This window comes from Micromonospora sp. WMMD723 (assembly GCF_049863385.1).
Lineage (GTDB): Bacteria > Actinomycetota > Actinomycetes > Mycobacteriales > Micromonosporaceae > Micromonospora > Micromonospora wenchangensis.
The window spans coordinates 3,249,334-3,273,603 of record NZ_JBMKNR010000001.1 but is presented as its reverse complement, the minus strand read 5'-3'; the positions used below and the strand labels follow the sequence as shown (position 1 = coordinate 3,273,603).

The window sequence follows — 24,270 nt, the reverse complement described above, 5'->3', positions numbered from 1 at the left end:
GGCCCGTCCAGCGGGTTCCGCCCTTCGGCGGGCACCGGCCTAGAGCTGCGCCGCGATCGCCTTCGCCGTCTCGACGTCCGGGCCGGGCAGCGGCACGAACAGGGTGCGCCGGTAGTACTCCAGTTCGCGGATGCTCTCCCGGATGTCGGCCAGGGCCCGGTGCGCCAGCCCCTTGCGGGGCTGGCCGAAGTACACCCGGGGGTACCAGCGCCGGCACAGCTCCTTGATCGACGACACGTCGATCATGCGGTAGTGCAGGTGGGCGTCGAGCCGGGTCATGTCCCGGGCGATGAAGCCCCGGTCGGTGGCGATCGAGTTGCCGCACAGCGGCGCGGTGCGCGGGTCCTTCACGTGGCTGGTGACGTACTCCAGGACCATGTCCTCGGCCTCGGCGAGGGTGACCGTGGAACGGCGCACCTCCTCGGTGAGCCCGGATTTGGCGTGCATGGTGCGGACGATCTCCGGCATCGCCTCCAGGGCCGCCTCGTCGGCGTGGATGACCACGTCCACGCCCTCCCCCAGCACGTTGAGGTCGGGGTCGGTGACCAGTGCCGCCACCTCGATCAGCTTGTCGCTGCCGAGGTCGAGCCCGGTCATCTCACAGTCGATCCAGACGAGAAGGTCAGCCACCGCAACAGACTACGCGCAGCCCAGGTACCCGCGCCTCGGCACTGTCGCGGGGTGGGACCGCTAGGGTTTCCCCGTGCCCGCCGAATCCGTCGCGTCCCCCGTCACCACCCCGGAGGACCAGCGAAGTCGTACGGCCCGCCGGGTCGTCACGGTGCTGGCGCTGGCGGCCGTGCTGCCGGCGCTCTACCTGCCGGGCCTGGTGCACGACTTCTTCGACCTGAAGATCTACATGCGGGCGATGGACTGGTGGGCGTCCGGGCACCCGCTCTACGACTACGTGCAGCCCGACCGGGTTCAGGGTGAGTTGTATTTCACCTACCCGCCGTTCAGCGCCCTGCTGCTGCGGCCGTTCGGGGTGCTGCCGCTGGGCCTGACCATCGTCATCTTCACGGCGCTGACCTGCGTCGCCGTCGTGGTCACCACCCGGTGGCTGGTGCTGCCGGTGATCGAGCGGCACGGTCTGCACCGGACGTACGCGCTCACCGTGGCGGTGCTGCTGGTCTTCGCGGTGGAGAGCACCCGGGAGACGATCACCTTCGGTCAGATCAACATGCTGCTGGTGGTGCTGATCCTGGCCGACCTGCTCTTCGCCGTACCGCAGGCACGGCGCTGGGCCGGGGTGGGTGTCGGGCTGGCCACGGCCCTCAAGCTCTTCCCGGGCATCTTCATCGTCTACCTGCTGGTGACCCGGCGGTGGCGGGCGGCGGTGGTGGCGAGTGTCACGGCTGCGGCGGCGACGCTGCTGGCCGCCGCGGTGGCCCCCCGCGACTCGTGGCGGTTCTGGACCCACGAGCTGTGGGCCACCGACCGGGTGGGGCGCACCGACTACACCGGCAACCAGTCGCTGTTCGGGCTGCTCAGCCGGATCGACGCGCCGCAGGAGCCGAACCGGCTGCTCTGGCTGGTGCTGGTCGTGGCGATCCTGGGGTACGGGTTGTGGCGGGCGGCCCGCGCCGCCGGGGCCGGTGACTGGCTGACCGGCCTCACCCTCACCGGGCTGGTCGGCGGTCTGGTCAGCCCGATCACCTGGACCCACCACATCTACTGGTTCATCCCGGCGGTGGTGGTGCTGGTGGACGCCGCGCTCGACGCCGACCCGCAGACCCCGGCGGGGGCGCGCCGTCGGCGGCGGCTGCTCACCCTCGCCACCGGCACCGGCCTGGTGATCGTCTACGGGGTGGTGTCGTTCTACGACTGGGGGGTGGCCCCGGCCCGTACGGACAACCCGTGGGAGTTCCTGCTGCGCAACGAGTACGTGCTGCTGGCGCTGCTGCTGCTCGTGCTGCTGCCGGTCCGCCGGGAGCGCAGGCGGGAACGGGAGCCCGTGCCGACCGCCGACCGGCAGCACCAATAGGACAGATATTCCCTTATTCGACCTTTGGCGCTAATCTGGGGTCAGTCGGTCACGACCCACAGCCCACCGATCCCCCGGTGAGACGGCCCTCCGCGTCGGCAGCGCGGAGGGCCGTCACCGCGTCCGGGCCCGTCGGGCACCGCGTCCGGGCCCGTCCGGCACCGCGTCGGGGGCGGCGACGCGACCGGCCCGCCGGACGGGTCCGACGGGCCGGTGCGGGTGGTACGGGTCAGGACTTCGGCGTCGGCTCCCGCCGGGTCCGGGCGAAGGCCAGCCCGCCGAGGGCCAGCCCGCCGAGCCCGGCCAGCAGACCGGCGACGCCCAGCACGACCGCCGTCGACCCGGCGTCGTCGTCATCGTCGTCGTCCTTCGCGGCCGGCGCACCCGCCGCTGCCGGGGCCGCCGAGGGGGACGCGGCAGCCGCCGTCAGGGTCAGCACCGGCGCCGGGTTCTCCGGCTCCTCCGCACCCGGCGTGGGCTCCTCGATCCAGCGCGACACGTTGCCGTCGGAGTAGGTCTGGAGCGTCTTGAAGACCATCTTGTCCACCTGCGGCAGCGGACCGAGCGAGATCGGGAACTCCTGGAACTCGCCAGGCTTGACACCCCCACCGGCGGCGGCCGTCCAGGTGAGCTTCGACACCGCCTCGGTGAGCTGGCTGCCGTGCACCTCGATCGGCGGGTCCACCTTGCGCTTCTCCACCGCGACCGTCCACCCCGGCACCGGCATCGTGGAGACCGAGCCGACCGGGGCGTTCTCCGGCAGGTTCACCTCGATCTTGACGGTGGAGGCGGTGTCGCTCTCGTTGGGCACCCGGACGGCGAAGCGGCCGTAGCTGCCCTGGGTCGCCTCCTTCGGGTTGACCGTGACGTGCGCCGCGGCCGGCCCGGCGAAGCCGAGCACCGTGGCGGTGACGGCGGCGAGGGTGAGCGCGGCGGCGGATGCGGAGCGCCGGAGACGGATCATCGGGGACGGGCCCTTCCTTACTTGATCGGCACGGTGGCGGTCACCGTGGCCTGGTCGATGTCGGACGTACGGACCGTGAAACGCAGTTGCCACTCACCCGCCGACGGGAAGCTGAACTCCCCGGTCGCGTGGTTGTCGGTGAGCTTGAGCAGTGGGATGTCGATCGCCTCGACCCCGGCCGAGGGCAGCGCGGCGGTGGCCTTCCACTCCACCACCGGCTGCGGCCGGTTGTCAGGCGTGTAGGCGTACAGGTGCATCGAGTTGTTGCCCCGCTCGGCCGGGTCCAGCTCCACCTGCAGCGAGTAGATCGGGCTGGTCAGCGTGGTCGAGTAGTAGCCGGCGTCCGCGCCCGACCCGCCGTCGACGGCGGTCCGGGCCGGCGGGGTCTGCACCAGGGTCGCCGTCACCCCCAGGATCACCGCGGTGATCGCCAGCTCCACCCAGACCGCGCGCCGCACCGGCACCGGCCGGACCGCCGCGGTCCGCCGCCGCACCAACTGCCGCGAGTACGCGGCCACGGCCACCACCAGCGCGAACAGCCCGATCTTGGCGAGCAGCAGCCGGCCGTACGTGGTGCCGGTGAGGGCCTGGAGGGTGCCCACCTCGATCAGCCCCTGCACGACGCCGGCCAGCAGCAGCGCCGCCACCGCCAGCGCCGCCCAGCGGGACCAGATCGGCAGGATCGCCCCCAGCTCCCGCTCGTCGGCCCGGCGCAGCAGGAACCCGGCCAGCATCACCAGGCCGCCCAGCCAGACCGCCATGCTGCCCAGGTGCACCGCGTCGACGAGCACCGACACCGCCGGCGCCGGGGAGGCCGCCGGGTGCCCGGCCAGCGGCCAGGTGAACAGCCCGGCCACCCCGAGCCCGGTGAGGATGATCCCGTCGGTACGCCCCACCGGTCCCCGGGTCAGCGGCCGGAGCAGGAACACCGCCGCCACGAGCAGGCCCAGCCGGATCAGGTGGGCGGTGCCGTACCCGCTGCCCAGCACCTCGGACAGGCCCTCCCCGGTGACGTCGAACAACCCCCCGCCGGCGGTGTACGGCACCTGCAACCACACCTCGGCCACCGTCGCGACGGCCAGCAGCCCCACGCCGGACCAGAGCAGCCGGGCCGGGCCCCGCCGGGACAGCCGCAGCGGCCAGAGCGCGGCCAGCACCAGCGCCGGGCCCACCACCAGCAGCAGACCCGCGTACCCCAGGTACTTGGTCACCTTCACGCCCGCGCCGACCACCGGGTCGGCGCGGCTGTCCGAGCCGGAGTCGGTCGGTGGCGTCGACGGCGCCCCCACCGAGTAGGTGAACGCCCCGGACACCGGGTGGCTGTCGGCGGAGATCACCCGGTAGCTGACCAGGTAGGTGCCCTGCGGCCCGGCCGGGTCCACCCCGATCGTCACCACCGATCCCTCGAACCGGGGCTCGCCCCGGTCGGCGCGGGAGCCGTCCGGGGCGATGACGCGTACCTTGTCGGGCACCTTGCGGACCGACTCGCTGAACGTCAGCACCACCTCTGACGGGGCGCTCGGCACCACGGACGAGGCCACCGGGCTGCTGCTGGAGAGCACGGCGTGGGCGCTCGCCGGCCCGGCCGGGGCGAGCAGCAGGGCGACGAGGGTGACCAGCAGGCCGGCGGCGGCCCCCAGCCGGGCCAGCCGGCGACGATCGACTGCGTTCATCCCGCCATGCTCGCTGACCGCAGGCCGGTACGCCCACCCGGCCACCCCGCGCCGGCAGGGGGTAGCCACGGCGGCCGGAGCGCCTGCCGCAGGTGGTGGGACGTCATGAGCAGGTAGTCGTACGGCGGCGGGGAAAAGTTCCCGGCGTGAGCGGGACCATGGAAAGGGCCGAACGACCCTGCCCGCCCCCGCCACGCCGCGTAGCCTGGCTTGTCGTGATCCCCGCTCACCGCGACCCCTCCGCCACCGGCCGTAGCGGCCCGCCGCCCGGCCCCGAGCGGCCCCCGGTGCCCCGACCGGCGACCCGGCGACCGGTCACCCCGGGGAACCCACGGGCCCGGCGGGACGACCAATGAGCGTGACCACCGCGCGTACCCCGGCCGGCCGCTGGCCGCTCGTCCGCCCCTGGCTCGGCGTCGCCGCCCGGCTCGGCCTGGCCGCCGTCTGGCTGTACGCCGGCGGGACGAAGGTCGGTGACCTCGCCGCCTCCGGCCGGGCCGTCAACGCGTACCAGGTGATGCCCTACGAGGTGGCGACGGCGATCGGGGCCGCGCTGCCGTTCGTGGAACTGGCGTTGGGCCTGCTCCTGCTCGCCGGGCTGGCGACCCGGCTGAGCGCCGGGATCTCCGCCGCGCTGCTGGTGGTCTTCATCGCCGGCATCGCCTCGGCCTGGGCCCGTGGCCTGGCCATCGACTGCGGGTGCTTCGGCAGCGGCGGGCAGCTCGCCGCCGGCCAGTCCCCGAGCTACCTCCCGGAGATCCTCCGGGACCTGGGATTCCTGGCCCTGGCCGGATTCCTGCTGATCTGGCCCCGCACCCCGTTCTCGGTGGACGGCTGGCTCGCGGGCGACCCATCCGTGGAGGACGACGATGAGCAGTCGTAAGGGACGCAACGAGGCCGCGCGGGTGGTCCGCGAACAGCTCGCCCGGGAGAAGCGCCGCAAGCGGACCCTCTGGACCTCCGTCGGGGCGGTGGTGGTGCTGGTGATCGCCGGCCTGATCGGGTGGAGCGTCTACTCCAGCCAGAAGTCGGACACCTTCACCGCCCCGCCCGGTACGAACGACGCCGGCACCGGTGTCGTGCTCGGCACCGGGCCGGTCACCATCGACCTCTACGAGGACTACCTCTGCCCGGCCTGCAAGCAGTTCCAGCAGACCAGCGGGGAGACCATCAACCAGCTGGTCAGCTCCGGCAAGGCCAAGGTGGTCTTCCACCCGGTCGCCTACCTCAACCGGTTCTCCACCACCGAATACTCCACCCGGTCCTCGGCCGCGTCCGGCTGCGCCGCGAAGGGCGGCAAGTTCAAGGAGTTCACCGACGCGCTGTTCGCCCAGCAGCCGCCGGAGGGCAGCGCCGGGCTGAGCAACGACCAGTTGATCGACATCGGCGCGGGCGTCGGGCTGAACAAGGACGACTTCGGCTCCTGCGTCAGGGACGGGGCGTACACGGCGTGGACCGAACACGTCACCGACGACGCCAGCAAGGCCGGGGTCACCGGCACCCCGACCATCACGGTGAACGGCACCGCCGTGTCCGACCGCAGCCCGGCCGGCATCACCGCGGCCGTGGAGGCGGCCGGCAAGTGACCCCGGCACCCCTGCGGCGGGCCGTCCTGCTGGTCACCGCCGTACTGTTCGGCCTCCTCGGCACCACCGCACCGGCGTACGCGCACGGGGCGGACGCCCCCGACGGCACCGACTACCGCACCACGGTGACCGGGATCACCCCGACCCGGCCGGGGTTGACCGCGCGGGCCGTCGAGGCGGGCGCCCGGCTGGAACTGGTCAACCACTCCGACCGGGACGTCGAGGTGATCGGCTACTCCGGGGAGCCGTACCTGCGGGTCGGGCCGGGCGGGGTGTACGAGAACGTCCGCTCCCCCGCCACGTACCTCAACCGCACCCTCGCCGGGGACACCGCGCTGCCCGCCACCGCCGACCCGGCCGCCGCCCCGCAGTGGCGTCGGATCGGCGACGACAGGCGGGTCCGCTGGCACGACCAGCGGGCCCTGTGGCGGGAATCCGGGGTGCCCGCCCCGGTGGCCGCCGACCCGGGCCGCGAACACCGGGTCCGGGAGTGGACCGTCGCGCTGCGCGTCGGCGACGAGCCTGCGGAGCTGCGCGGCACCCTCGACTGGGTGCCGCCGCCGGACCCGTACCCCTGGTGGGTGGCCGTCACCCTCGGCGCGCTGCTGGTCGGCGCGGCGGGGCTGCTGCCGGCCGGCACCGGCGCGGGGACCCGGGCGCTGCGCGGCGTCGGCGCAGTGCTCGCCCTCGGCGGGGCCGCCGCCGTCACCCTCGTGCTCGGCCGCGAGCTGGACGCCGGGGCGCAGGGCGTCGGCGGGGTGCTGCTCGGGCTGGCCGCCGGGCAGCTCTGGCCGCTGCTGACCGCGCTGGGTGCGGTGGCCGCCGGGGGGTGGGCGCTGGCCCGCCGGCCCGCCGCCGACTTCGTGCTCGCGCTGGCCGGGGCGTGCCTGGCCCTCTTCGTCGGCGTCGCCAACCTGACCGTGCTGTCCCGCGCCGTCGCCCCGGTGCCCTGGTCGGGCGGCGTCGCACGGGTGCTGCTGACCGGGGTGCTGGTCGCCGGGGTGGGGGCGGTCGCCGCCGGCCTGCTCCGGCTGCACGCCGCCGCCCGCGCCGCCGCGCCCCGGCCCGCCGCCGAGCCGGCCCGGACCTGATCCCCTGCCGGACGCGATCCGGAGTCCCCGGCCTGGTCAGCCGATCGGCCGGGGGTGGAAGCCGTAGGGCAGTTCGAGGCGGTGACGGGAGAGCAGCTCGGCGTCGGCGAGCAGGTCGACGGTGGGGGCGTCGGCGACGATCCGGCCGGCGTCCAGGATGACCGCCCGCTCGCACAGCTCCGCCGCGTAGGGCAGGTCGTGGGTGACCATCAGCAGGGTCACCGGCAGGGCGCGTAGGATCCCGGCCAGCTCCCGGCGGGCCGCCGGGTCCAGGTTGGACGACGGCTCGTCGAGCACCAGGATCTCCGGGCGCATCGCCAGCACGGTGGCCACCGCCACCCGACGCCGCTGCCCGAACGACAGGTGGTGCGGGGCACGGTCCCGGTGCTCGACCATCCCCACCGCGGTCAGCGCCTCGTCCACCCGGGCGGCCAGCTCGGCACCCCGCAACCCCAGGTTGGCCGGGCCGAACGCCACGTCCTCGGCGACCGTGGGCAGGAAGAGCTGGTCGTCGGGGTCCTGGAAGACGACACCCACCCGGCGGCGGATCTCGGCCAGGGTGTCCCGGTCCCGGGACACCGTCAGCCCGCCCACGCTCACCGACCCCCCGGTCGGGGTGAGGATGCCGTTGAGGTGCAGCACCAGCGTGGTCTTGCCCGCGCCGTTCGGGCCGAGCAGGGCAACCCGCCCGCCACGCGGCACGGCCAGGTCCACCCCGGCCAGGGCGACGTGACCGTCCGGGTACGCGTACCGGAGGTCACGGACGTCCAGGGAGACAGCGTTGGGCACGTCCCCGATCATGTCAGGACGACGGCGGTGGCGGCGATCGCCACCGCCGCCAGCGGCACGGTCGCCGCCGCCACCCACTGCCCGGCGGTCGCCGACCCGGCCCCCTGCCAGACCGCCGGCATCCGCCCGGTGTACCCCCGGGAGAGCATCGCGAGGTAGACCCGCTCACCGCGTTCGAAGGCCCGCAGGAACAACGCGCCCACCCCGGCGGCGAAGCCCCGCAACTGCCACAGGAACCGCGGGTCGTCACCCCGGGAGATCCGGGCCACCCGCATCCGGCGGGCCTCGCCGACCAGCACGTCGAGGTAGCGCAGCATGAACGTGGCGATCTGGGTGATGATCTGCGGGCAGCGCAGCCGGTCCAGGCCGACGATCAGGTCCCGGGTGGTGGTCGTCGCGGCCAGCAGCAGCGACGCGAGCACCCCCAGGGTGCCCTTGGCGACGATGTTCCACGCCCCGTGCAGGCCGTCCACCGACAGGCTCAACCCGACGAACTCGGTGCGCGGACCCGCCCCGAGGAACGGCAGGGCGACCGCGAACAGCACGAACGGCACCTCGATCGTGGCGCGCAGCAGCAGCCAGCGCGGGCCGACCCGGGCCAGCGCGGCGACGACGGCGACCAGCAGGGCGTACCCGCCGAAGGCCCAGAACGCCTCGCGCGGGGTGGCCACCACCGCCACGGTGAACAGCACCATCGCGGCGATCTTCACCTCGGGCGCCAGCCGGTGCACCCGGGAGGGGGTGTCCCGGTAGAGCACGTGCGCGTGTCCGGCACCCACGTCGTACCGCCCGGTCAGCCGGCGGTGCCGGCGGACTGCCGGTCGCCGGTGTGCCGCCCGTCGGCCGGGGGCTGCCCGGCACCTGGGGCGTCGGCCGGGGGCTGCCCGCCGCCGGGGGCGTCGGCCGGGCCACGACGGCGCAGCAGCCAGAACACGCCACCGCCGACAGCGAAGGTGAGCAGCACGCCGGCCACCCCGGACAGGCCGGTGGAGAGGAAGCCGTTGTCCACGCCCCGGATGCCGTAGTCGGCCAACGGGCTGTCGGCCAGCTCGTGGTCCTTCGCCTGCTGGGCCGGGCAGGAGCCGCCGGTGATCTCGTCGTCGGCGTTCACCGTGCAGCCCCTGAGCAGCGACGAGTCCAGACCGTCGGGGTGCGACGAGGCGTAGTTGCTGACCACCCCGGCCAGCACCAGGGCGACCAGCAGGCCGACCGCCACGAAACCCCAGGACCGCTTCCTCACCGGGCACCTCCGACAGCCGGGACGGGGGCCGGCGCGGTCGCCGGCTTGAGCGCGCGCAACGCGTACACCAGGTCGGGTCGGACCTTGGCCACGGTGGCGACCGTGGTCGCGGTGATCAGCCCCTCGCCGATGCCGATCAGCAGGTGGACGCCGGCCATCGTGCCGGCCAGGCCGGTCAGGTTGCCGCCCAGGTCGGTGGTGCCGCCCAGCCAGTACTGCACGACGAAGCCCTGGGACGCGACGACCACGCTGACCAGCGCCGAGACGAAGGCGGTCACGGCCAGGCCGGTGGGGGTGCGCGGCAGCACCCGCAGCAGGCCGGCGATCAGCAGGTACGCCGCGGCGGTGCCGAGCAGCGCCATGTTGGTGATGTTCAGGCCGAGCATCGCGACGCCGCCGTCGCCGAAGACCAGGGCCTGCACGATCAGCACCACCGAGACGCAGAGCGCGCCGACCCAGGGGCCGACCAGCAGGGCGGCGAGCGCGCCGCCGAGCAGGTGACCGGAGACCCCGGCCGTGAAGATCGGGAAGTTGAGCATCTGCACGGCGAAGATGAACGCGGCGACCAGGCCGGCCATCGGCGCGAGCCGGTCGTCCAGGTCACGTCGGCCGCGCAGCACGCAGAAGGTCAGGGCGGCCAGCGCGACGGCGGCGAAGATCCCCGCGACCGGACCGTTGATGATGCCGTTCGAGATGTGCATCGCCAGGGTTTCCACGGGACCTCCAGTCGGCCGGCGGGACCAGACTATTTCCCGGCGCGGGTTGTTGCCAAGACACGGCAACAAGGCATGGCGTTGTTCACCGCCGCGCCACCGCCACTCCCCCCACCGGCTGCCGTACCGCACGCTGCGGGAACGCCGGGACGGGCGCGCACCGCACGGGCAGGACGGTGCGGCGGGGAACGTCCCGGGTGTCCCGGCGGGGATCGGCCGGGACGGCGCAGCCCGGCGGTAGGGTCGTCGCCATGACCGCGCCCGACCGGCTCACCCCCGGCGACCCCGCACCCGACTTCACCCTCCCCACCGACACCGGGGAGACGTTCTCCCTCGCCGCGCTGCGCGGCCGCCGGGTCATCCTGTACGCCTACCCGGCCGCGATGACCCCCGGCTGCACCAAGCAGGCCTGCGACTTCCGCGACTCGCTCGCCTCGCTGCAGGCCGCCGGTTACGAGGTGGTCGGCATCTCCCCCGACCAGCCCGCCAAGCTGGCGAAGTTCCGCGAGCGCGACGCCATCACCTTCCCGCTGGTCGCCGACGTCGACAAGGCGGTGCTCACCGCGTACGGCGCCTTCGGCGAGAAGCAGTCCTACGGCCGTACGGTGACCGGGGTGATCCGGTCCACCTTCGTCATCGACCCGGACGGGAAGATCGAGCACGCGTTCTACAACGTCAAGGCCACCGGCCATGTCGCCAAGCTGCGCCGCGACCTCGGCCTCGACTGAACGCGTCACACCCTGCCACTACTCTGCGCGCATGGCCCGATACAAGTACACGCCGGAGATGCTCGCCCAGGCGGCAGCGGAGTCCCGCAGCATCGCCGACGTCCTGCGCATTCTCGGGGTCCGGTTCAGCGGTGGTTCACACGCGCACATCAGTCGTCAGCTCAAGCGGTTGGGCATCGACACGTCACACTTCACCCGCCGGCCGGGCGGGGGCGGCAGACCGTCCGGGCGGCGCACCCCGTCGGTCCAGGTTCTGCGTCCGCTGCCGGCGGGTTCCCGACGGGTGCCGGGAGCCCGCCTGAAGGCCGCGCTGCGTGACATCGGCGTCCCCGACGGGTGCGAGGGGTGCGGCACCGGCCCGTTCTGGCAGGGGCGACCGCTGACCCTGCACGTCGACCACCTCAGCGGCGACTTCCTCGACAACCGGCCGCCGAACCTGCGGCTGCTCTGCCCGAACTGCCACAGCCAGGCCCCGACCTACGCCGGCCGTCACCGGTCCGGTGTCGGGGCCCGCCCGTCCGGCGCGGTGTCCGGCGTCGCCGTCCCGCCGCCGGCCGCGTCCCGTCCGCCGACCCCGGCACCTGTCGACGCGGAGCGGGTCGCGGAGGTGATCCGCGAGGTCGAGGCGGGTGTCATCGGGCCGGGCGAGGCGGCCCGGCGGATCGGCTGCCACCGCAACCACGTCGCCCGGCTCCGCCGACGGCTCGCCACCACCGGCACCGCAGCCGTCCCGCCCCGACCGCGCAGCGGCTCACCGCACCAGGAAACCGTCCTCCGGTGCGCACTGGCCCGTCCCGATCTGGGGCCACGGAAACTCGCCGCGTTCATCCGCGAGGCGACCGGCGACGCCTGCGTCGTCAGTCACGGGACGGTATCGAACATCCTGCGTCGGGCCGGGCTCTCCACCGTGTCCGCGCGACGCTCTAAACTCTGACGCGAGCGGGAGTGGCGGAATGGCAGACGCGGTAGGTTTAGGTCCTATTGTCCGAAAGGACGTGGGGGTTCAAGTCCCCCCTCCCGCACCACACGGCCCTGTAGGGAGGGTCACGATCGCGGGCGCACGCGGCGTCGGCGCAGCAGGATCGGCAGGGTGAGCCTGCGTTTCGTCCTCGACCCCGACCTCACCCCCGCACTGCGCGAGCAGATCGTCGACCTCTGGGTCGAGGTCACCAACGCCGGTGGCGCGGTCGGCTTCGTCGCCCCGGTCAGCACCGCCGACGTACGTCCCGTCGCCGAGGCGACCTTCGCCGCCGTCACCGACGGTCCGGACCGGATGCTGGTCGGCTACGAGGCTGACCGACCGGTCGCGGTGCTGTTCCTCACCGACAACCGGTTCGCGTTGAAGGCGCACTGGGGCATCCTCAAGCGGGTGATGGTGCACCCGGCCACCCAGGGGCGCGGCCACGGGCAGGCCCTGATGCGGGAGGCCGCCCGGCGCGCGCCCGAGTTGGGTTGGCGGGCGCTGCACGTGACGGTGCGCGGTGGGCTGGGCCTGGAGAGGTTCTACGACCGGCTCGGTTACCGCGAGGTGGGCCGGCTGCCGGGCGCGCTGCGGGTGGCAGCCGACGACGACCGCGACGAGATCCTCATGTGGCGGGCCCTCGACACCCCGGACTGACCAACCGACGGACCGCGCTCGACCGACACCCGGTCGACCCTGCGGCGTCCGGCCGGTCATCGCACCCGCCGAGCCGACGGTCAGGCGGCACCTGCGGCGGACCCTCCCGCGCGGGCCGGGTCGAGGCAGGCAGCGCCTGTGGAAGACCGGTGAGGTCAGCCCCGCGAGGTGCAGTCGACCGGCCGGCCGGCGCCCGGCTCCGCCTTCGACGCGGCGAGCGCGGGTGGGTCGCTGACCTGCGGTGCACCGGGCGAACTGGCGGAGGTGACCGCCGACGGGCTGGCGGCGGCCCGGCTCGGGCTGGCGCTGGCGCTGGGACTCGGGGAGGACAGCCGGCTGGTCGGGTTCTTCCGCGCGGCGGGGGCGCTGCCGCCGTACATCTTCACGGTGCTGCGCTGGACCCGGCCGGGGGTCATGGTGACGCCGCTGGCGGTGACGCGGTGGCCGTACACGTCGGTGACCCGGACGGCGTACGGGCCGGGACCGGCTCCGGAGTCGATCTGCCAGTAGTTGTAGTCCTGCCGGGCGGCGGTACGCCAGGCGCCTGCGCCCTGCCGTACCTCGACGGCGCGCAGCGGGTTGCCGTGCCCGGCGACCAGGACGGCGAACCAGTACTGCGACGCGCCCTCCTTGATCCGGAAGGTGAGTGGGCCGGACAGTGGCGGGTCGACCGCCGCACGGTACCTGACGTCGACGATGCCCTGCACGGGGTCGGCGATCCGGGCGAACGCCTCGCGGGAGAGGTCGACGTGCCCGGGGGCGCACTCCGGGCACTGGTCCATGATCAGGACCCGGACGGTGCCCCGGGGGCCGGTGACGTCGAGGTGGCCGCCGCAGGCCGCACCGGCGCTGTACTCGGTGGGGCCGAGCGCCACGTACATCCGGTCGGCCGGGGCGGACGGGTAGGAGCAGTTCCCGCCGGCCCCCTTGGAGTCGTAGAAGGTGGCTTTTCCCTTGTGGACCGTACTCCCGGTGGGTGGGGCCGCCAGCGGCAGCCGCCCGGCGGCGACCGGCCCGGCACCGGCCAGCCCGGCCGGCGGGGCGGCGCAGGCGGGGGCGGCTCCGGAGCGCAGCGCGAGGCTCAGCCCGAGCACGGTGGCGAGCGCGGCGACGCCACCGGCGGCCAGCCAGCGGCGACGTCCGCCACCCCGGGCGCGGCGACGCCCCGGCCCGGGACGCCCGGCGGGGGCGCGGCCGTCCGGCCCGTGGTCGGGTTCCTGGGACAGGCTGCCGTCGGTCACGCCGACCGATGCTGCCGCAGTGGACGACCCGGGGACAAGCGGGCTAAGCGAAAGCTAAGCCGGTCAGCCGATCCGGTCGCGGTGGAGCCCCGACGCGATCACGGTGAGCGACCGTAGTGGCTCGGCGATCTCCGGCCGGGTGCGCAGCAGGTCCTCCAGCCGGACCCGCCAGCGGCCGGCTTCGACGGCGGCGGCCTCGGGCGTCGTGCGGGCCCAGGGGCGCAGCCGCCGTCGGGTGTCCTGGAGGTACCGCTCGTGCTCGGGGCCGAGCAGCGCGCCGACTTCGGTGCACAGCCAGTCGAAGAGTCGGTCGTCGGGGACGGCCGAGACGATGAGGCGGGCCATGTCCCAGGCCACGCGGGGGTGGTGGAGTACCTGCATGCCGGCTCCTCCGTCGAGGGTGGTGGTTCGGCAATCATCGATCCGCGACGGGCCCGCAGGCAACACCCGGCCGGCGGAGTACGGCTCGACCGGCCGGCGCCGCTGCCGTGGCGGGTTCCGGCCGGGACCGGGTCACCACCGGTCGGGCCTCACCAGGCGACGCCGATGCCGTCGCCGGGGTACCAGTGGTCGAGCGGGGTTTCCCGGTAGGCGAGGAACCGCCGACCGGTGCGTTCGGCGTGTTCGGCGAGCACCCCGGTGGTGGTGACGTTGTCGGTCAGCAGGATCGCGCCGGGGGCCAGCTTCGGCTCGACGGCGTCGAACTCGCGGCGTTCGTGGTCGTGGCTGTGGTCGCTGTCGTGCAGGAACAGGTCGACCGGCCGGTCCAGCGCGGCGATCGCCGCCACCGAGTCGCCGACCACCAGGTCGGTCACGTCGGCCCAGGGCGCGCTGCGGGCCAGGTAGCCGGCCTCGGGGTTGACGTCCAGCGAGGTGAGTCGGCCGGGGTGCCCCTCGGCGGCGTTGCGCAGCAGGGCGGCGGCGAGGACGCAGCTACCCAGCCCCTTGTCGGTGCCGGTTTCGACGACGTGGGCGGGTCGGGTGGCCCGGACGATCGCGTACCAGCCGACCCGGCGCGCGTAGCGGACCCGGCGGTCGGCCAGGCCGCGTCGGGCGGACCGGGCGGTGGCCTGTTCGATGTGCCGGCGCAGCGCCGCGTCGCCGGTGATCTCGGCGAGGTGACCCCGGACCCGGGCCACCGGGACGTCGCAGACCACGCTGACGAACCAGGTGAGGTGTTCCCGGCTGAGCCGGGTCAGTTCGTAGGTGTAGTTGTGGTGTTCCCGGGAGGTGGCCAGCCACCGGGCCGAGGTGCGCAGCACCTTCGCGTCGTACCGGGCGACCCGGGCGAGCCGCCCGGGGAAGGCGGCCACCGGTGCCAGCGGGGTGCGGGCGATGGCCCGGCGCAGTCTCGTCGCGTCCACTGCGCGGTTCTACCAGCCGCAGGTGACGGGCGGCTGAACGTCCAGCGTACGGCGGCTTTTCGGGTCCCGGGCCGTCGGGCGAACGCGGGCTGCCGTACTGGGTGACGGCTCAGTAACATGCGGCCGTGCCAGCAAGTGAGAAGGTCTCGGAATCCGCTCCGACCCCGTCCGTCGACACCTCGGGGCCGGCACCGAGGCGTCGGCGGGGCTGGCGGATCGCGCTGATCGCGCTGCTGGCGCTGGCCCTGCTGGGAGCGGGTGGCGTCGGCGCGGGCGCGCTCTATCTGCGCTCGGTCGACAAGGACGTCGAGCGGGTGGACGCCTTCACCGGCGTGCCGCCGCAGGACCGGCCGCCGGTGGTGGCCCGGGACGCCATGAACATCATGATCCTGGGCAGCGACTCGCGGGACCCGGAGCGGACCGAGGGGTCCCGCACCGACACCATCATCCTGGCCCACCTGCCGAAGGACCGGAAGAGCGCCCAGCTCGTTTCGATCCCCCGGGACACCTGGGTCCGTGTACCCCGGTCGGCGGACGGCCGGCACGGCGGCCGGACCGCGAAGATCAACGCGGCGTACGCCTGGGGTGGGATTCCGCTGATGGTGCAGACCGTCGAGCAGTTCACCCGGGTCCACGTCGACCACGTGGCGGTGGTCGACTTCGCCGGTTTCCAGGAGATCATCGACGCCCTGGGCGGGGTGGACATCACCGTCGACCACCGGTTCACCTCGATCCACCCGCCGCTGCGCACCTTCCCCGCCGGCCGGCAGACGATGGACGGCGCGACGGCGCTCGACTACTCCCGCCAGCGCAAGCAGTTCCCGGACGGCGACTTCGCCCGGATCCGGCACCAGCAGCAGGTGATCCGGGCGATCCTCGACAAGGCCGCCACCGGTGGCATCCTCACCAGCCCGGGGAAGCTCAACGACTTCGTCCGGGCCGCCTCGTCGTCGGTCTCCGTCGACCGGGAGATGTCGCTGCTGGATCTGGCGACCGAGCTGCGCGGCCTGCGCGGCGGCAACCTCACCTTCGTCACCAGCCCGTCGCGGGGCACCGGCCGGGTCGGCACCGAGAGCGTGGTCTTCGCCGACGAGCGGAAATCCGAGGCGTTCTACGACGCGGTCCGCCGGGACGCCACCGCCGAGATCGTCCGCGCCGCCCGCTGAACCCGGCGTCGTCGCCGGGCGGGAAGCCGTGCTTGCCCCCGGACGGGGAGGCCGTGCTTGCCTCTGAAATTTTTCATGCATAGAGTCGCGGCATGAATGAAGGAGCCGTCGCCGCGCCGCCGGACCGGCTACTCGACCTGTTCCACGGGGTCCGGCTCACCCCCACCCAGCGGCGCATCGCACACTGCCTGGTGCAGCACGCCGCCACCGTGGCCTACCTGTCGGCGGCCGAGGTGGCGGAGCTGGCCGGGGTCAGCCAGCCGTCGGTGACCCGGTTCGCCGTGGCGCTCGGTCACGACGGCTACCCGGCGTTGCGCCGCCGGCTGCGCGAGCTGACCACCGGCCTCGACGGCCGCGCCGACGACGGCAACGAACTGCAACTCGCGGTACGCGCCGAGATGGCGAACCTGGACCGGCTGGCCGGCGAACTGGCCGACCGCGACCGGATCGCCACCGCCGGCCGGCTGCTCGCGGCGAGCCGTCCGCTGCCGGTGCTCGGGCTACGGGCCGCCGCGCCGCTGGCCGCCTACTTCGCCTACTTCGCCGCCAAGGTGCTGCCCGACGTCCGGGTCCTCGACGACGGCGGCAGCCTGCTCACCGACCGGCTCGAACAGGCCGCCTCGGCCGGGGCGGACGCGCTGCTCGCCTTCGTGCTGCCCCGCTACCCCCGGGAGACCCTCGACGCGCTGCGCGCGGCCCGCGACGCCGGCCTCACCGTCGTCGCGATCACCGACTCCCCCGTCAGCCCCGCCACCGAGTACGCCGAACTGGTGCTCCCCGCCGCCGTCGGCACCGACCTCGTCTTCGACCTGCACACCGCCCCGATGACCCTGGCCATGGTGGTGCTCCAGGCGATCTGTGACGCCGCCCCGATCCAGACCCAGCGCCGCCTGGAGGCGTTCGAGTCGTCCGCCGCCCGTCGTCAGTTGTTCCTCGGCTGAGAGGAGTACGCCATGCACCAGCCCGTCCGTGCCGCCCGTGGCACCACCCGTACCGCGCAGGGGTGGCCGCAGGAGGCCGCCCTGCGGATGCTGATGAACAACCTCGACCCGGAGGTGGCCGAACGCCCCGACGACCTGGTGGTCTACGGCGGCACCGGGAAGGCGGCCCGGGACTGGCCGTCGTACCACGCGTTGGTGCGCACCCTCACCGGGCTGCGCGACGACGAGACGATGCTGGTGCAGTCGGGCCGACCGGTCGGGGTCATGCGGACCCACGAGTGGGCCCCCCGGGTGCTGCTGGCCAACTCCAACCTGGTCGGGGACTGGGCCACCTGGCCCGAGTTCCGTCGCCTGGAATCCCTCGGCCTGACCATGTACGGGCAGATGACCGCCGGCTCGTGGATCTACATCGGCACCCAGGGCATCCTGCAGGGCACCTACGAGACGTTCGCCGCCGTCGCCGCGAAGTGCTTCGGCGGCAGCCTCGCCGGGACGCTGACCCTCACCGCCGGCTGCGGCGGGATGGGCGGGGCGCAGCCCCTCGCGGTCACCATGAACGACGGCGTCTGCCTGATCGTGGACGTCGACCGGACCCGGCTCGACCGGCGGGTGCACGACCGCTACCTCGACGAGGTCGCCGACTCGCTCGACGACGCCGTCGCCCGGGTGCTGGCCGCGAAGCGGGACCGGCGGGCGCTGAGCGTCGGCGTGGTCGGCAACGCCGCCACCGTCTTCCCCGAGTTGAGACGCCGTGGCGTCGCCGTCGACGTGGTCACCGACCAGACCAGCGCGCACGACCCGCTGTCGTACCTGCCGGAGGGGGTGGAGCTGGCCGACGCCCGGGACTACGCGGCGGCCAAGCCGGCCGAGTTCACCGACCGGGCGCGGGCGTCGATGGCGAAGCACGTCGAGGCGATGGTCGGCTTCCTCGACGCCGGCGCGGAGGTGTTCGACTACGGCAACTCGATCCGGGGCGAGGCGCAGCTCGGCGGGTACGCGCGGGCGTTCGACTTCCCCGGTTTCGTGCCGGCGTACATCAGGCCGCTGTTCTGCGAGGGCAAGGGGCCGTTCCGCTGGGCGGCGCTCTCCGGCGACCCGGCCGACATCGCCGCCACCGACCGGGCCATCCTCGACCTGTTCCCCGAGAACGAGTCGTTGGCCCGGTGGATGCGGCTGGCCGGCGAACGGGTCGCCTTCCAGGGGCTGCCGGCCCGGATCTGCTGGCTGGGCTACGGCGAGCGGGACGTCGCCGGGGTGCGGTTCAACGACATGGTCGCCGCCGGTGAGCTGTCCGCGCCGGTCGTGATCGGCCGGGACCACCTGGACTGCGGCAGCGTCGCAAGCCCCTACCGGGAAACCGAGGCGATGGCCGACGGCTCCGACGCGATCGCCGACTGGCCGCTGCTCAACGCGCTGGTCAACACGGCGAGCGGGGCGTCCTGGGTGTCGATCCACCACGGCGGTGGGGTGGGCATCGGCCGGTCGCTGCACGCCGGTCAGGTCTGCGTGGCCGACGGCACCGCGCTGGCCGGGCAGAAGATCGAACGGGTGCTCACCAACGATCCGGCGATGGGTGTCATCCGGCACGTCGACGCCGGCTACGACACCGCCCGCGACGTCGCCGAGCGCACCGACGTCCGCATCCCCATGGCGGAGGGGACCGCGTGAGTGCGAGGAGCGCAGCGGAGCACCACGGTCACGAACAACGGGGGCACGCCGTGACCGGGCGGTTCCGGGAGTTGTGGGACGGGATCGCGCCGATCGGCCGGGACGCCGGCAGTGGCGGCTATCTGCGGTACGCGCTGACCGCGCCGGAGCTGCGGTTGCGGGAGTGGTTCCGGACGCAGGCCGACCTGCGGGGCATGCCGGTCAGCGAGGACGGCAACGGCAACCTGTTCGCCTGGTGGGGTGACCCGGACGCGGGCGGACCGTCCACCGGCGGGCCGGCCACCGCAGGGCCGAACACCGACGCCCAGACCACCGGCGATCGGGCCGGCCCCGGGGCGGTGCTGACCGGCAGCCACTTCGACTCGGTGCCGCACGGCGGGGCGTACGACGGGCCGCTCGGCATCGTCAGCGCGTTCCTCGCGGTGGACGAACTGCGGGCCGCGGGCGTCACCCCGGTCCGGCCGGTGGTGGTGGCCGCGTTCGTCGAGGAGGAGGGGGCCCGGTTCGGCGTACCGTGCCTGGGGTCGAGGCTGCTCACCGGCGAGATCGACGCCGACCGCGCGGCCGGGCTGCGCGACGCGGCCGGGGTGAGCTTCGCCGAGGCGCTGGGCCACCGGCCGGCGGGGGCCGACCCGGCGCTGCTCGGCCGGTTCGCCGCGTTCGTGGAGCTGCACGTCGAGCAGGGACGGGCGCTGGTCGACGCCGACGCGCCGGTCGCGGTGGGCAGCGCCATCTGGCCGCACGGCCGGTGGCGCTTCGAGCTGCGCGGCGAGGGCAACCACGCCGGTACGACCCGGATGGCCGACCGCCGCGACCCGATGCTCACCTTCGCGTTCACCGTGCTCGCCGCGAACAAGGAGGCCCGGCTGCGCGACGCGCACGCCACCGTCGGCCGGGTGGCGGTGGAACCCAACGCCACGAACGCGGTCCCGTCGCGGGTGACCGGCTGGCTGGACGCCCGCGCCGCCGCGCCGGAGACCCTGGACGGCCTGGTCGAGGCGGTCCGGGCCAAGGCCGCCGAGCGGGCCCGCCGCGACGGCACCGAGCTGACCGTGACCCGGGAGTCGGCCACCCCGCTGGTCACCTTCGACGGCGGGCTGGCCGACCGGCTGGCGGGGCTGCTGGCCGCGCCGGTGCTGCCCACCGGGGCCGGTCACGACGCCGGGGTGCTCGCCGCGCACCTGCCCACCGCGATGCTGTTCGTGCGCAACCCGACCGGGGTGTCGCACTCCCCCGCCGAGTCGGCCACCGACGCCGACTGTGCGGCCGGGGTGGTCGCGCTGGCCCGGGTGCTGGAGGAGCTGGCATGCCACTGACCCGTTGGCTGGCCGAGCAGGCGTGGCTGCCCGACCACGCCGCGCCGACGCCGGACGTGTTGATCGAGGCCGAGGACGGCCGGTTCACCGCCGTCACCCCGCTGGCCTCCGGCGACGCGCCGCACACCGGGGTGGAGGTGCTCGCCGAGGCGGTACGGCTGCCCGGCCTCACCCTGCCCGGCCTGGCCAACGCCCACTCGCACGCCTTCCACCGGGCGCTGCGCGGGCGTACCCACGGCGGGCGGGGTGACTTCTGGAGCTGGCGGGAGGAGATGTACGACGTCGCCGGCCGGCTCGACCCCGACGCGTACCTGGCACTGGCCCGCGCCGCGTACGCGGAGATGGCGCTGGCCGGGGTGACCTGCGTGGGCGAGTTCCACTACCTGCACCACGGCCCCGACGGCCGACCGTACGACGACCCGAACGCGATGGGCGCGGCGCTGGTCGAGGCGGCGGCGCAGGCCGGCATCCGGATCACCCTGCTGGACGCCTGCTACCTGACCGCCTCGGTGGCCGGGGAGCCGTTGGCCGGGGTGCAGCGGCGCTTCGGCGACGGGGACGCGCGCCGCTGGGCGGACCGGGTCGACGGCTTCCACCCGGCCGGGCCGCACGCGCTGCGCGGGGCGGCGATCCACTCGGTACGCGCGGTGCCGGCGGAGCAGCTCGCCACCGTCGCCGGCTGGGCCTACCGGCAGGGTGCCCCGCTGCACGTGCACCTGTCCGAGCAGCCGGCCGAGAACGACGCCTGCCGGGCGGTGCACGGGCGTACCCCGACCGGGCTGCTCGCCGAACGCGGCGTGCTCGGCCCGGACGTCACCGCCGTGCACGCCACCCACCCGACCAGCGCCGACCTGGCCCTGCTGGCCGAGCACCGGACCGGGGTGTGCCTGTGCCCCACCACCGAACGGGACCTGGCCGACGGGATCGGGCCGGCCCGGCTGATGGCCGACGCCGGCATCCCGCTGAGCCTGGGCAGCGACAGTCACGCCGTGGTCGACCTGTTCGAGGAGGCCCGCGCGGTGGAGCTGGACGAGCGGCTGCGCACCCGGCGGCGCGGGCACTTCACCGCCGCCGCGCTGCGCGACGCGGCCACCGTCACCGGGCACGCCGCGCTGGGCTGGGCCGACGCCGGCCGGATCGCCGTCGGGGAACGGGCCGACCTGGTGACCGTACGGCTGGACAGCCCACGTACCGCCGGGGTGCCGCCGGTGGGGGTGTTCTTCGCGGCCACCGCCGCCGACGTCGACCAGGTGGTGGTCGACGGGCGGCAGGTGGTACGCGACGGCCGGCACCTGACCGTGGACGTGCCGGCGGAGCTGCGCGCGGCGGTCGCGGCGGTGACCGGTGGCTAGCCGCACCGGACCGGCGGTCGGGACGCGGCGGTCGACGGCGGGCGGTGCGTCGTGAGCAGTCTGCTGGTCGACGGCATCGGCGAGCTGGTCACCAACGTGCCGACCCCCGGCGGCGGGCCGCTGGGTCTGCGGCGCGACGTCGCCCTGCTGGTGGAGGCGGGCCGGGTCGTCTGGATCGGGCCGGCCCGCTACGCCCCGGCCGCCGACCGGCGGATCGACGCCGGGGGCGGTGCGGTGCTGCCCGGGTTCGTGGACAGCCACGCGCACCTGGTGTTCGCCGGGGACCGGGCGGCCGAGTTCGCGGCCCGGATGGCAGGTGAGCCGTACACCGGGGGTGGCATCCGGACCACGGTCGGCGCGACCCGCGCGGCCTCCGACGACGACCTGCGGGACACCGTGCGCCGGCTGCGCGACGAGGCGATGCGGCAGGGCACCACCACCATGGAGATCAAGAGCGGGTACGGCCTGACCGTCGCCGACGAGGCCCGCTCGCTGCGGATCGCCGCCGAGGTGACCGCCGAGACCACCTTCCTCGGCGCGCACGTCGTCCCCGCCGAGTACGCGGGCCGGCCCGACGACTACGTGGGGCTGGTCTGCGGACCGATGCTCACCGCCGCCACGCCGTACGCCCGCTGGGTGGACGTGTTCTGCGAGCGGGGCGCGTTCGACGCCGACCACGCGCGGGCGATCCTCACCGTCGGGCAGGCCGCCGGTCTGGGGTTGCGGTTGCACGCCAACCAGCTCGGCCCGGGGCCGGGGGTGCGGCTGGGGGTGGAGCTGGGCGCGGCCAGCGTCGACCACTGCACCCACCTGTCCGACGCCGACGTCGACGCGCTGGCCGGTTCGGCCACCACCGACGATCCGACCGTGGCGACCCTGCTACCGGGGGCGGAGTTCTCCACCCGGTCGCCGTATCCGGACGCCCGGCGGCTGCTCGACGCGGGGGTGACCGTGGCGCTGGCCACGGACTGCAACCCCGGGTCGTCGTACACCTCGTCGATGCCGTTCTGCGTCGCGCTGGCCGTCCGCGAGATGCGGATGACCCCGGCGGAGGCGGTGTGGGCCGCGACGGCGGGCGGCGCGCGGGCGCTGCGCCGCACCGACGTCGGGGTGCTGCGCCCCGGGACGCGGGCCGACCTGATGATCCTCGACGCCCCGTCCCACCTGCACCTGGCCTACCGGCCGGGTGTTCCCCTGATCCGCCAGGTTCTGCACAACGGAGTGCCGCAATGTCGACTGTGACCGTCCAGCCCACCGGAATCACCCCCGCCGACGTGCTCGCCGTGGCGCGCGGCGACGCCCGGGTCGTCCTCGCCCCGGCGGCCGTCGACGCGATGGCCGCCAGCCGCCGCATCGTGGACGGCATCGAGGCCGCCGGACGCCCGGTGTACGGCGTCTCCACCGGCTTCGGGGCGCTGGCGAACACGTTCGTCGCCCCGCAGCGGCGGGCCGAGTTGCAGCACGCGCTGATCCGCTCGCACGCCGCCGGGATCGGCGCGCCGATGCCCCGCGAGGTGGTCCGGGCGATGATGCTGCTGCGGGTCCGTTCGCTGGCGCTGGGCCGCTCCGGGGTACGGCCGCTGGTCGCCCAGGCGCTCGTCGACCTGCTCAACGCCGACGTCACCCCGTGGGTGCCTGAGCACGGGTCGCTCGGCGCATCCGGTGACCTGGCCCCGCTGGCGCACTGCGCGCTGGTGCTGCTCGGCGAGGGGTGGGTGCTCGGCCCGGCCGGCGAACGGGTCGACGCCGCCGAGGCGCTGCGGGCGGCCGGGTTGACTCCGATCGCGTTGGCCGCCAAGGAGGGGCTGGCGCTGATCAACGGCACCGACGGCATGCTCGGCATGCTGCTGCTGGCCGTCGCGGACGCCCGGCACCTGTTCGCCATGGCCGACGTGACCGCCGCGCTGGCCATCGAGGCGATGCTCGGCTCGGAACGGCCGTTCCTGCCGGAGCTGCACGCCATCCGGCCGCACCCGGGGCAGGCCGCGTCGGCGGCGAACATCCACCGGCTGCTGCAGGACTCCCGGGTGATGGACTCGCACCGCGACGACCTGGCGCACGCCGTGCAGGACGCGTACTCGATGCGGTGCGCGCCGCAGGTGGCCGGGGCGGCCCGGGACACCCTCGACTTCGTCGCGACGGTGGCCGACCGGGAGCTGGTCTCGGTGGTGGACAACCCGGTGGTGCTGCCGGACGGCCGGGTCGAGTCGACGGGCAACTTCCACGGCGCTCCGCTCGGCTTCGCCGCCGACTACCTGGCGATCGCCGCCGCCGAGGTGGGGGCGATCGCCGAACGGCGGGTGGACCGGCTGCTCGACGTGACCCGCAACCGGGAGCTGCCGGCGTTCCTGTCCCCGGACGCCGGGGTGAACTCCGGGCTGATGATCGCCCAGTACACGGCCGCCGGGATCGTCGCGGAGAACCGTCGGCTGGCCGCGCCCGCCTCGGTCGACTCGCTGCCCACCAGCGGCATGCAGGAGGACCACGTCTCGATGGGCTGGGCGGGGGCCAAGAAGCTGCGCACCGTGCTGGACAACCTGACCAGCCTGCTCGCCGTGGAGCTGCTGGCAGCCGTCCGGGGGCTGCAGCTACGCGCGCCGCTGGAGCCGTCGCCGGCCGGGCGGGCCGCGCTGGACGCGCTCGGCCCGGCGGCCGGCGCGCCCGGCCCGGACGTCTTCCTCGCCCCGGTGCTGGCGGCGGCCCGGTCGGTGCTCGCCGGACCGGACCTGCGGGCCGCCATCGAACGCCAGGTCGGCCCGCTGCGCTGACCGCCGGGACAGGTGGCGGCGTTCCGCATCGTCGGGCCGCAGCGCCCGCGGGCAGTCCACAGCGGACA

At 74.5% G+C, this 24,270-nt stretch carries 24 protein-coding genes and 1 tRNA gene; 15 read left to right on the top strand and 10 right to left on the bottom strand.

Features of this window, described 5'->3' with window-relative positions:
* Positions 1-39: 39 nt before the first annotated feature.
* Entirely contained in the window at positions 40-630 is a 591-nt protein-coding gene (gene orn / locus ACN261_RS14845) for an oligoribonuclease (RefSeq protein WP_421485925.1), read from the bottom strand.
* Between the two features lie 73 nt (positions 631-703).
* On the opposite strand from orn, the gene ACN261_RS14840 reads away from it, so the two are divergent.
* Positions 704-1,984 (top strand): glycosyltransferase family 87 protein, encoded by a 1,281-nt coding sequence (locus ACN261_RS14840; RefSeq protein WP_425850621.1) that lies wholly within the window; start codon positions 704-706, stop codon positions 1,982-1,984.
* Between the two features lie 229 nt (positions 1,985-2,213).
* Here the strand turns inward: ACN261_RS14840 and ACN261_RS14835 are convergent, their stop codons facing one another.
* Together ACN261_RS14835 and ACN261_RS14830 are read right to left on the bottom strand one after the other, a co-directional pair.
* Positions 2,214-2,948, bottom strand: a complete 735-nt coding sequence (locus ACN261_RS14835; RefSeq protein WP_421485923.1) for a YcnI family protein — start codon at positions 2,946-2,948, stop codon at positions 2,214-2,216.
* Positions 2,949-2,965: 17 nt separating this feature from the next.
* The gene (locus ACN261_RS14830; protein ID WP_425850618.1) at positions 2,966-4,621 is read right to left on the bottom strand and encodes a copper resistance CopC/CopD family protein; all 1,656 of its coding nucleotides are present in this window, start codon (positions 4,619-4,621) and stop codon (positions 2,966-2,968) included.
* A 352-nt stretch (positions 4,622-4,973) separates the two neighbouring features.
* Between ACN261_RS14830 and ACN261_RS14825 the strand changes: the two genes are divergently transcribed.
* From ACN261_RS14825 to ACN261_RS14815, 3 genes are read left to right on the top strand one after another with little or no spacing between them, the layout of a single operon-like run.
* Positions 4,974-5,504 (top strand): MauE/DoxX family redox-associated membrane protein, encoded by a 531-nt coding sequence (locus ACN261_RS14825; RefSeq protein ID WP_421485920.1) that lies wholly within the window; start codon positions 4,974-4,976, stop codon positions 5,502-5,504.
* The gene (locus tag ACN261_RS14820) at positions 5,491-6,207 is read left to right on the top strand and encodes a DsbA family protein (RefSeq protein WP_421485919.1); all 717 of its coding nucleotides are present in this window, start codon (positions 5,491-5,493) and stop codon (positions 6,205-6,207) included. Before ACN261_RS14825 ends, ACN261_RS14820 begins: the two co-directional genes overlap by 14 nt.
* Positions 6,204-7,298, top strand: a complete 1,095-nt coding sequence (locus ACN261_RS14815) for a hypothetical protein (protein ID WP_421485917.1) — start codon at positions 6,204-6,206, stop codon at positions 7,296-7,298. The genes ACN261_RS14820 and ACN261_RS14815 overlap by 4 nt, the downstream gene beginning before the upstream one ends.
* A gap of 36 nt (positions 7,299-7,334) precedes the next feature.
* On the opposite strand, the gene ACN261_RS14810 is transcribed toward ACN261_RS14815, so the two are convergent.
* Genes ACN261_RS14810 through ACN261_RS14795 form a run of 4 tightly spaced genes read right to left on the bottom strand, consistent with a single transcriptional unit; the run spans position 7,335 to position 10,043 of the window.
* Positions 7,335-8,099, bottom strand: coding sequence for an energy-coupling factor ABC transporter ATP-binding protein (locus tag ACN261_RS14810; protein WP_421485916.1), 765 nt, complete (start codon positions 8,097-8,099; stop codon positions 7,335-7,337).
* Positions 8,096-8,866: a cobalt ECF transporter T component CbiQ gene (cbiQ, locus tag ACN261_RS14805; RefSeq protein ID WP_421485914.1), complete on the bottom strand. Its 771-nt coding sequence runs from the start codon at positions 8,864-8,866 to the stop codon at positions 8,096-8,098. The genes ACN261_RS14810 and cbiQ overlap by 4 nt, the downstream gene beginning before the upstream one ends.
* Before the next feature lie 14 nt (positions 8,867-8,880).
* Complete coding sequence (locus ACN261_RS14800) at positions 8,881-9,327, bottom strand: PDGLE domain-containing protein (RefSeq protein ID WP_425850615.1); 447 nt, start codon at positions 9,325-9,327, stop codon at positions 8,881-8,883.
* Positions 9,324-10,043: an energy-coupling factor ABC transporter permease gene (locus ACN261_RS14795; protein WP_145918134.1), complete on the bottom strand. Its 720-nt coding sequence runs from the start codon at positions 10,041-10,043 to the stop codon at positions 9,324-9,326. Before ACN261_RS14795 ends, ACN261_RS14800 begins: the two co-directional genes overlap by 4 nt.
* 248 nt (positions 10,044-10,291) lie before the next feature.
* Here ACN261_RS14795 and bcp point away from each other — a divergent pair, with 248 nt between their 5' ends.
* The 4 genes from bcp (at position 10,292) to ACN261_RS14775 (ending at position 12,386) form a co-directional block, all read left to right on the top strand.
* Positions 10,292-10,768 carry a thioredoxin-dependent thiol peroxidase gene (bcp, locus tag ACN261_RS14790; protein WP_425850613.1) on the top strand — a complete coding sequence of 159 codons (477 nt, stop codon included), beginning with the start codon at positions 10,292-10,294 and terminating at the stop codon, positions 10,766-10,768.
* 31 nt (positions 10,769-10,799) lie between these two features.
* Positions 10,800-11,702, top strand: coding sequence for a hypothetical protein (locus ACN261_RS14785; RefSeq protein WP_425850612.1), 903 nt, complete (start codon positions 10,800-10,802; stop codon positions 11,700-11,702).
* 5 nt (positions 11,703-11,707) lie between these two features.
* Positions 11,708-11,793 (top strand) — tRNA-Leu (locus ACN261_RS14780).
* 65 nt (positions 11,794-11,858) lie between these two features.
* The gene (locus ACN261_RS14775) at positions 11,859-12,386 is read left to right on the top strand and encodes a GNAT family N-acetyltransferase (RefSeq protein WP_421485909.1); all 528 of its coding nucleotides are present in this window, start codon (positions 11,859-11,861) and stop codon (positions 12,384-12,386) included.
* Between the two features lie 155 nt (positions 12,387-12,541).
* On the opposite strand, the gene ACN261_RS14770 is transcribed toward ACN261_RS14775, so the two are convergent.
* The 3 genes from ACN261_RS14770 to ACN261_RS14760 all read right to left on the bottom strand — a co-directional run bounded on the left by ACN261_RS14770 (position 12,542) and on the right by ACN261_RS14760 (position 14,991).
* On the bottom strand, positions 12,542-13,627 hold the full coding sequence (locus tag ACN261_RS14770; protein WP_425850610.1) for an expansin EXLX1 family cellulose-binding protein: 1,086 nt from the start codon (positions 13,625-13,627) through the stop codon (positions 12,542-12,544).
* A gap of 63 nt (positions 13,628-13,690) precedes the next feature.
* The gene (locus ACN261_RS14765) at positions 13,691-14,008 is read right to left on the bottom strand and encodes a hypothetical protein (protein ID WP_425850608.1); all 318 of its coding nucleotides are present in this window, start codon (positions 14,006-14,008) and stop codon (positions 13,691-13,693) included.
* A gap of 149 nt (positions 14,009-14,157) precedes the next feature.
* Positions 14,158-14,991 (bottom strand): O-methyltransferase, encoded by an 834-nt coding sequence (locus ACN261_RS14760; RefSeq protein WP_425850605.1) that lies wholly within the window; start codon positions 14,989-14,991, stop codon positions 14,158-14,160.
* A 221-nt stretch (positions 14,992-15,212) separates the two neighbouring features.
* Here ACN261_RS14760 and ACN261_RS14755 point away from each other — a divergent pair, with 221 nt between their 5' ends.
* The 7 genes from ACN261_RS14755 (at position 15,213) to hutH (ending at position 24,202) form a co-directional block, all read left to right on the top strand.
* Positions 15,213-16,157, top strand: a complete 945-nt coding sequence (locus tag ACN261_RS14755; RefSeq protein ID WP_421487012.1) for an LCP family protein — start codon at positions 15,213-15,215, stop codon at positions 16,155-16,157.
* Positions 16,158-16,249: 92 nt separating this feature from the next.
* Complete coding sequence (locus ACN261_RS14750) at positions 16,250-17,098, top strand: MurR/RpiR family transcriptional regulator (RefSeq protein ID WP_425850602.1); 849 nt, start codon at positions 16,250-16,252, stop codon at positions 17,096-17,098.
* Between the two features lie 12 nt (positions 17,099-17,110).
* Complete coding sequence (gene hutU / locus ACN261_RS14745) at positions 17,111-18,766, top strand: urocanate hydratase (RefSeq protein WP_421485902.1); 1,656 nt, start codon at positions 17,111-17,113, stop codon at positions 18,764-18,766.
* A gap of 50 nt (positions 18,767-18,816) precedes the next feature.
* Positions 18,817-20,082, top strand: a complete 1,266-nt coding sequence (locus ACN261_RS14740) for an allantoate amidohydrolase (RefSeq protein WP_425853600.1) — start codon at positions 18,817-18,819, stop codon at positions 20,080-20,082.
* Positions 20,079-21,434 (top strand): formimidoylglutamate deiminase, encoded by a 1,356-nt coding sequence (locus ACN261_RS14735; protein WP_421487010.1) that lies wholly within the window; start codon positions 20,079-20,081, stop codon positions 21,432-21,434. The genes ACN261_RS14740 and ACN261_RS14735 overlap by 4 nt, the downstream gene beginning before the upstream one ends.
* 51 nt (positions 21,435-21,485) lie before the next feature.
* Entirely contained in the window at positions 21,486-22,676 is a 1,191-nt protein-coding gene (gene hutI, locus ACN261_RS14730; RefSeq protein WP_425850599.1) for an imidazolonepropionase, read from the top strand.
* Entirely contained in the window at positions 22,664-24,202 is a 1,539-nt protein-coding gene (gene hutH, locus ACN261_RS14725) for a histidine ammonia-lyase (RefSeq protein ID WP_425850597.1), read from the top strand. The genes hutI and hutH overlap by 13 nt, the downstream gene beginning before the upstream one ends.
* Positions 24,203-24,270 lie beyond the last annotated feature (68 nt).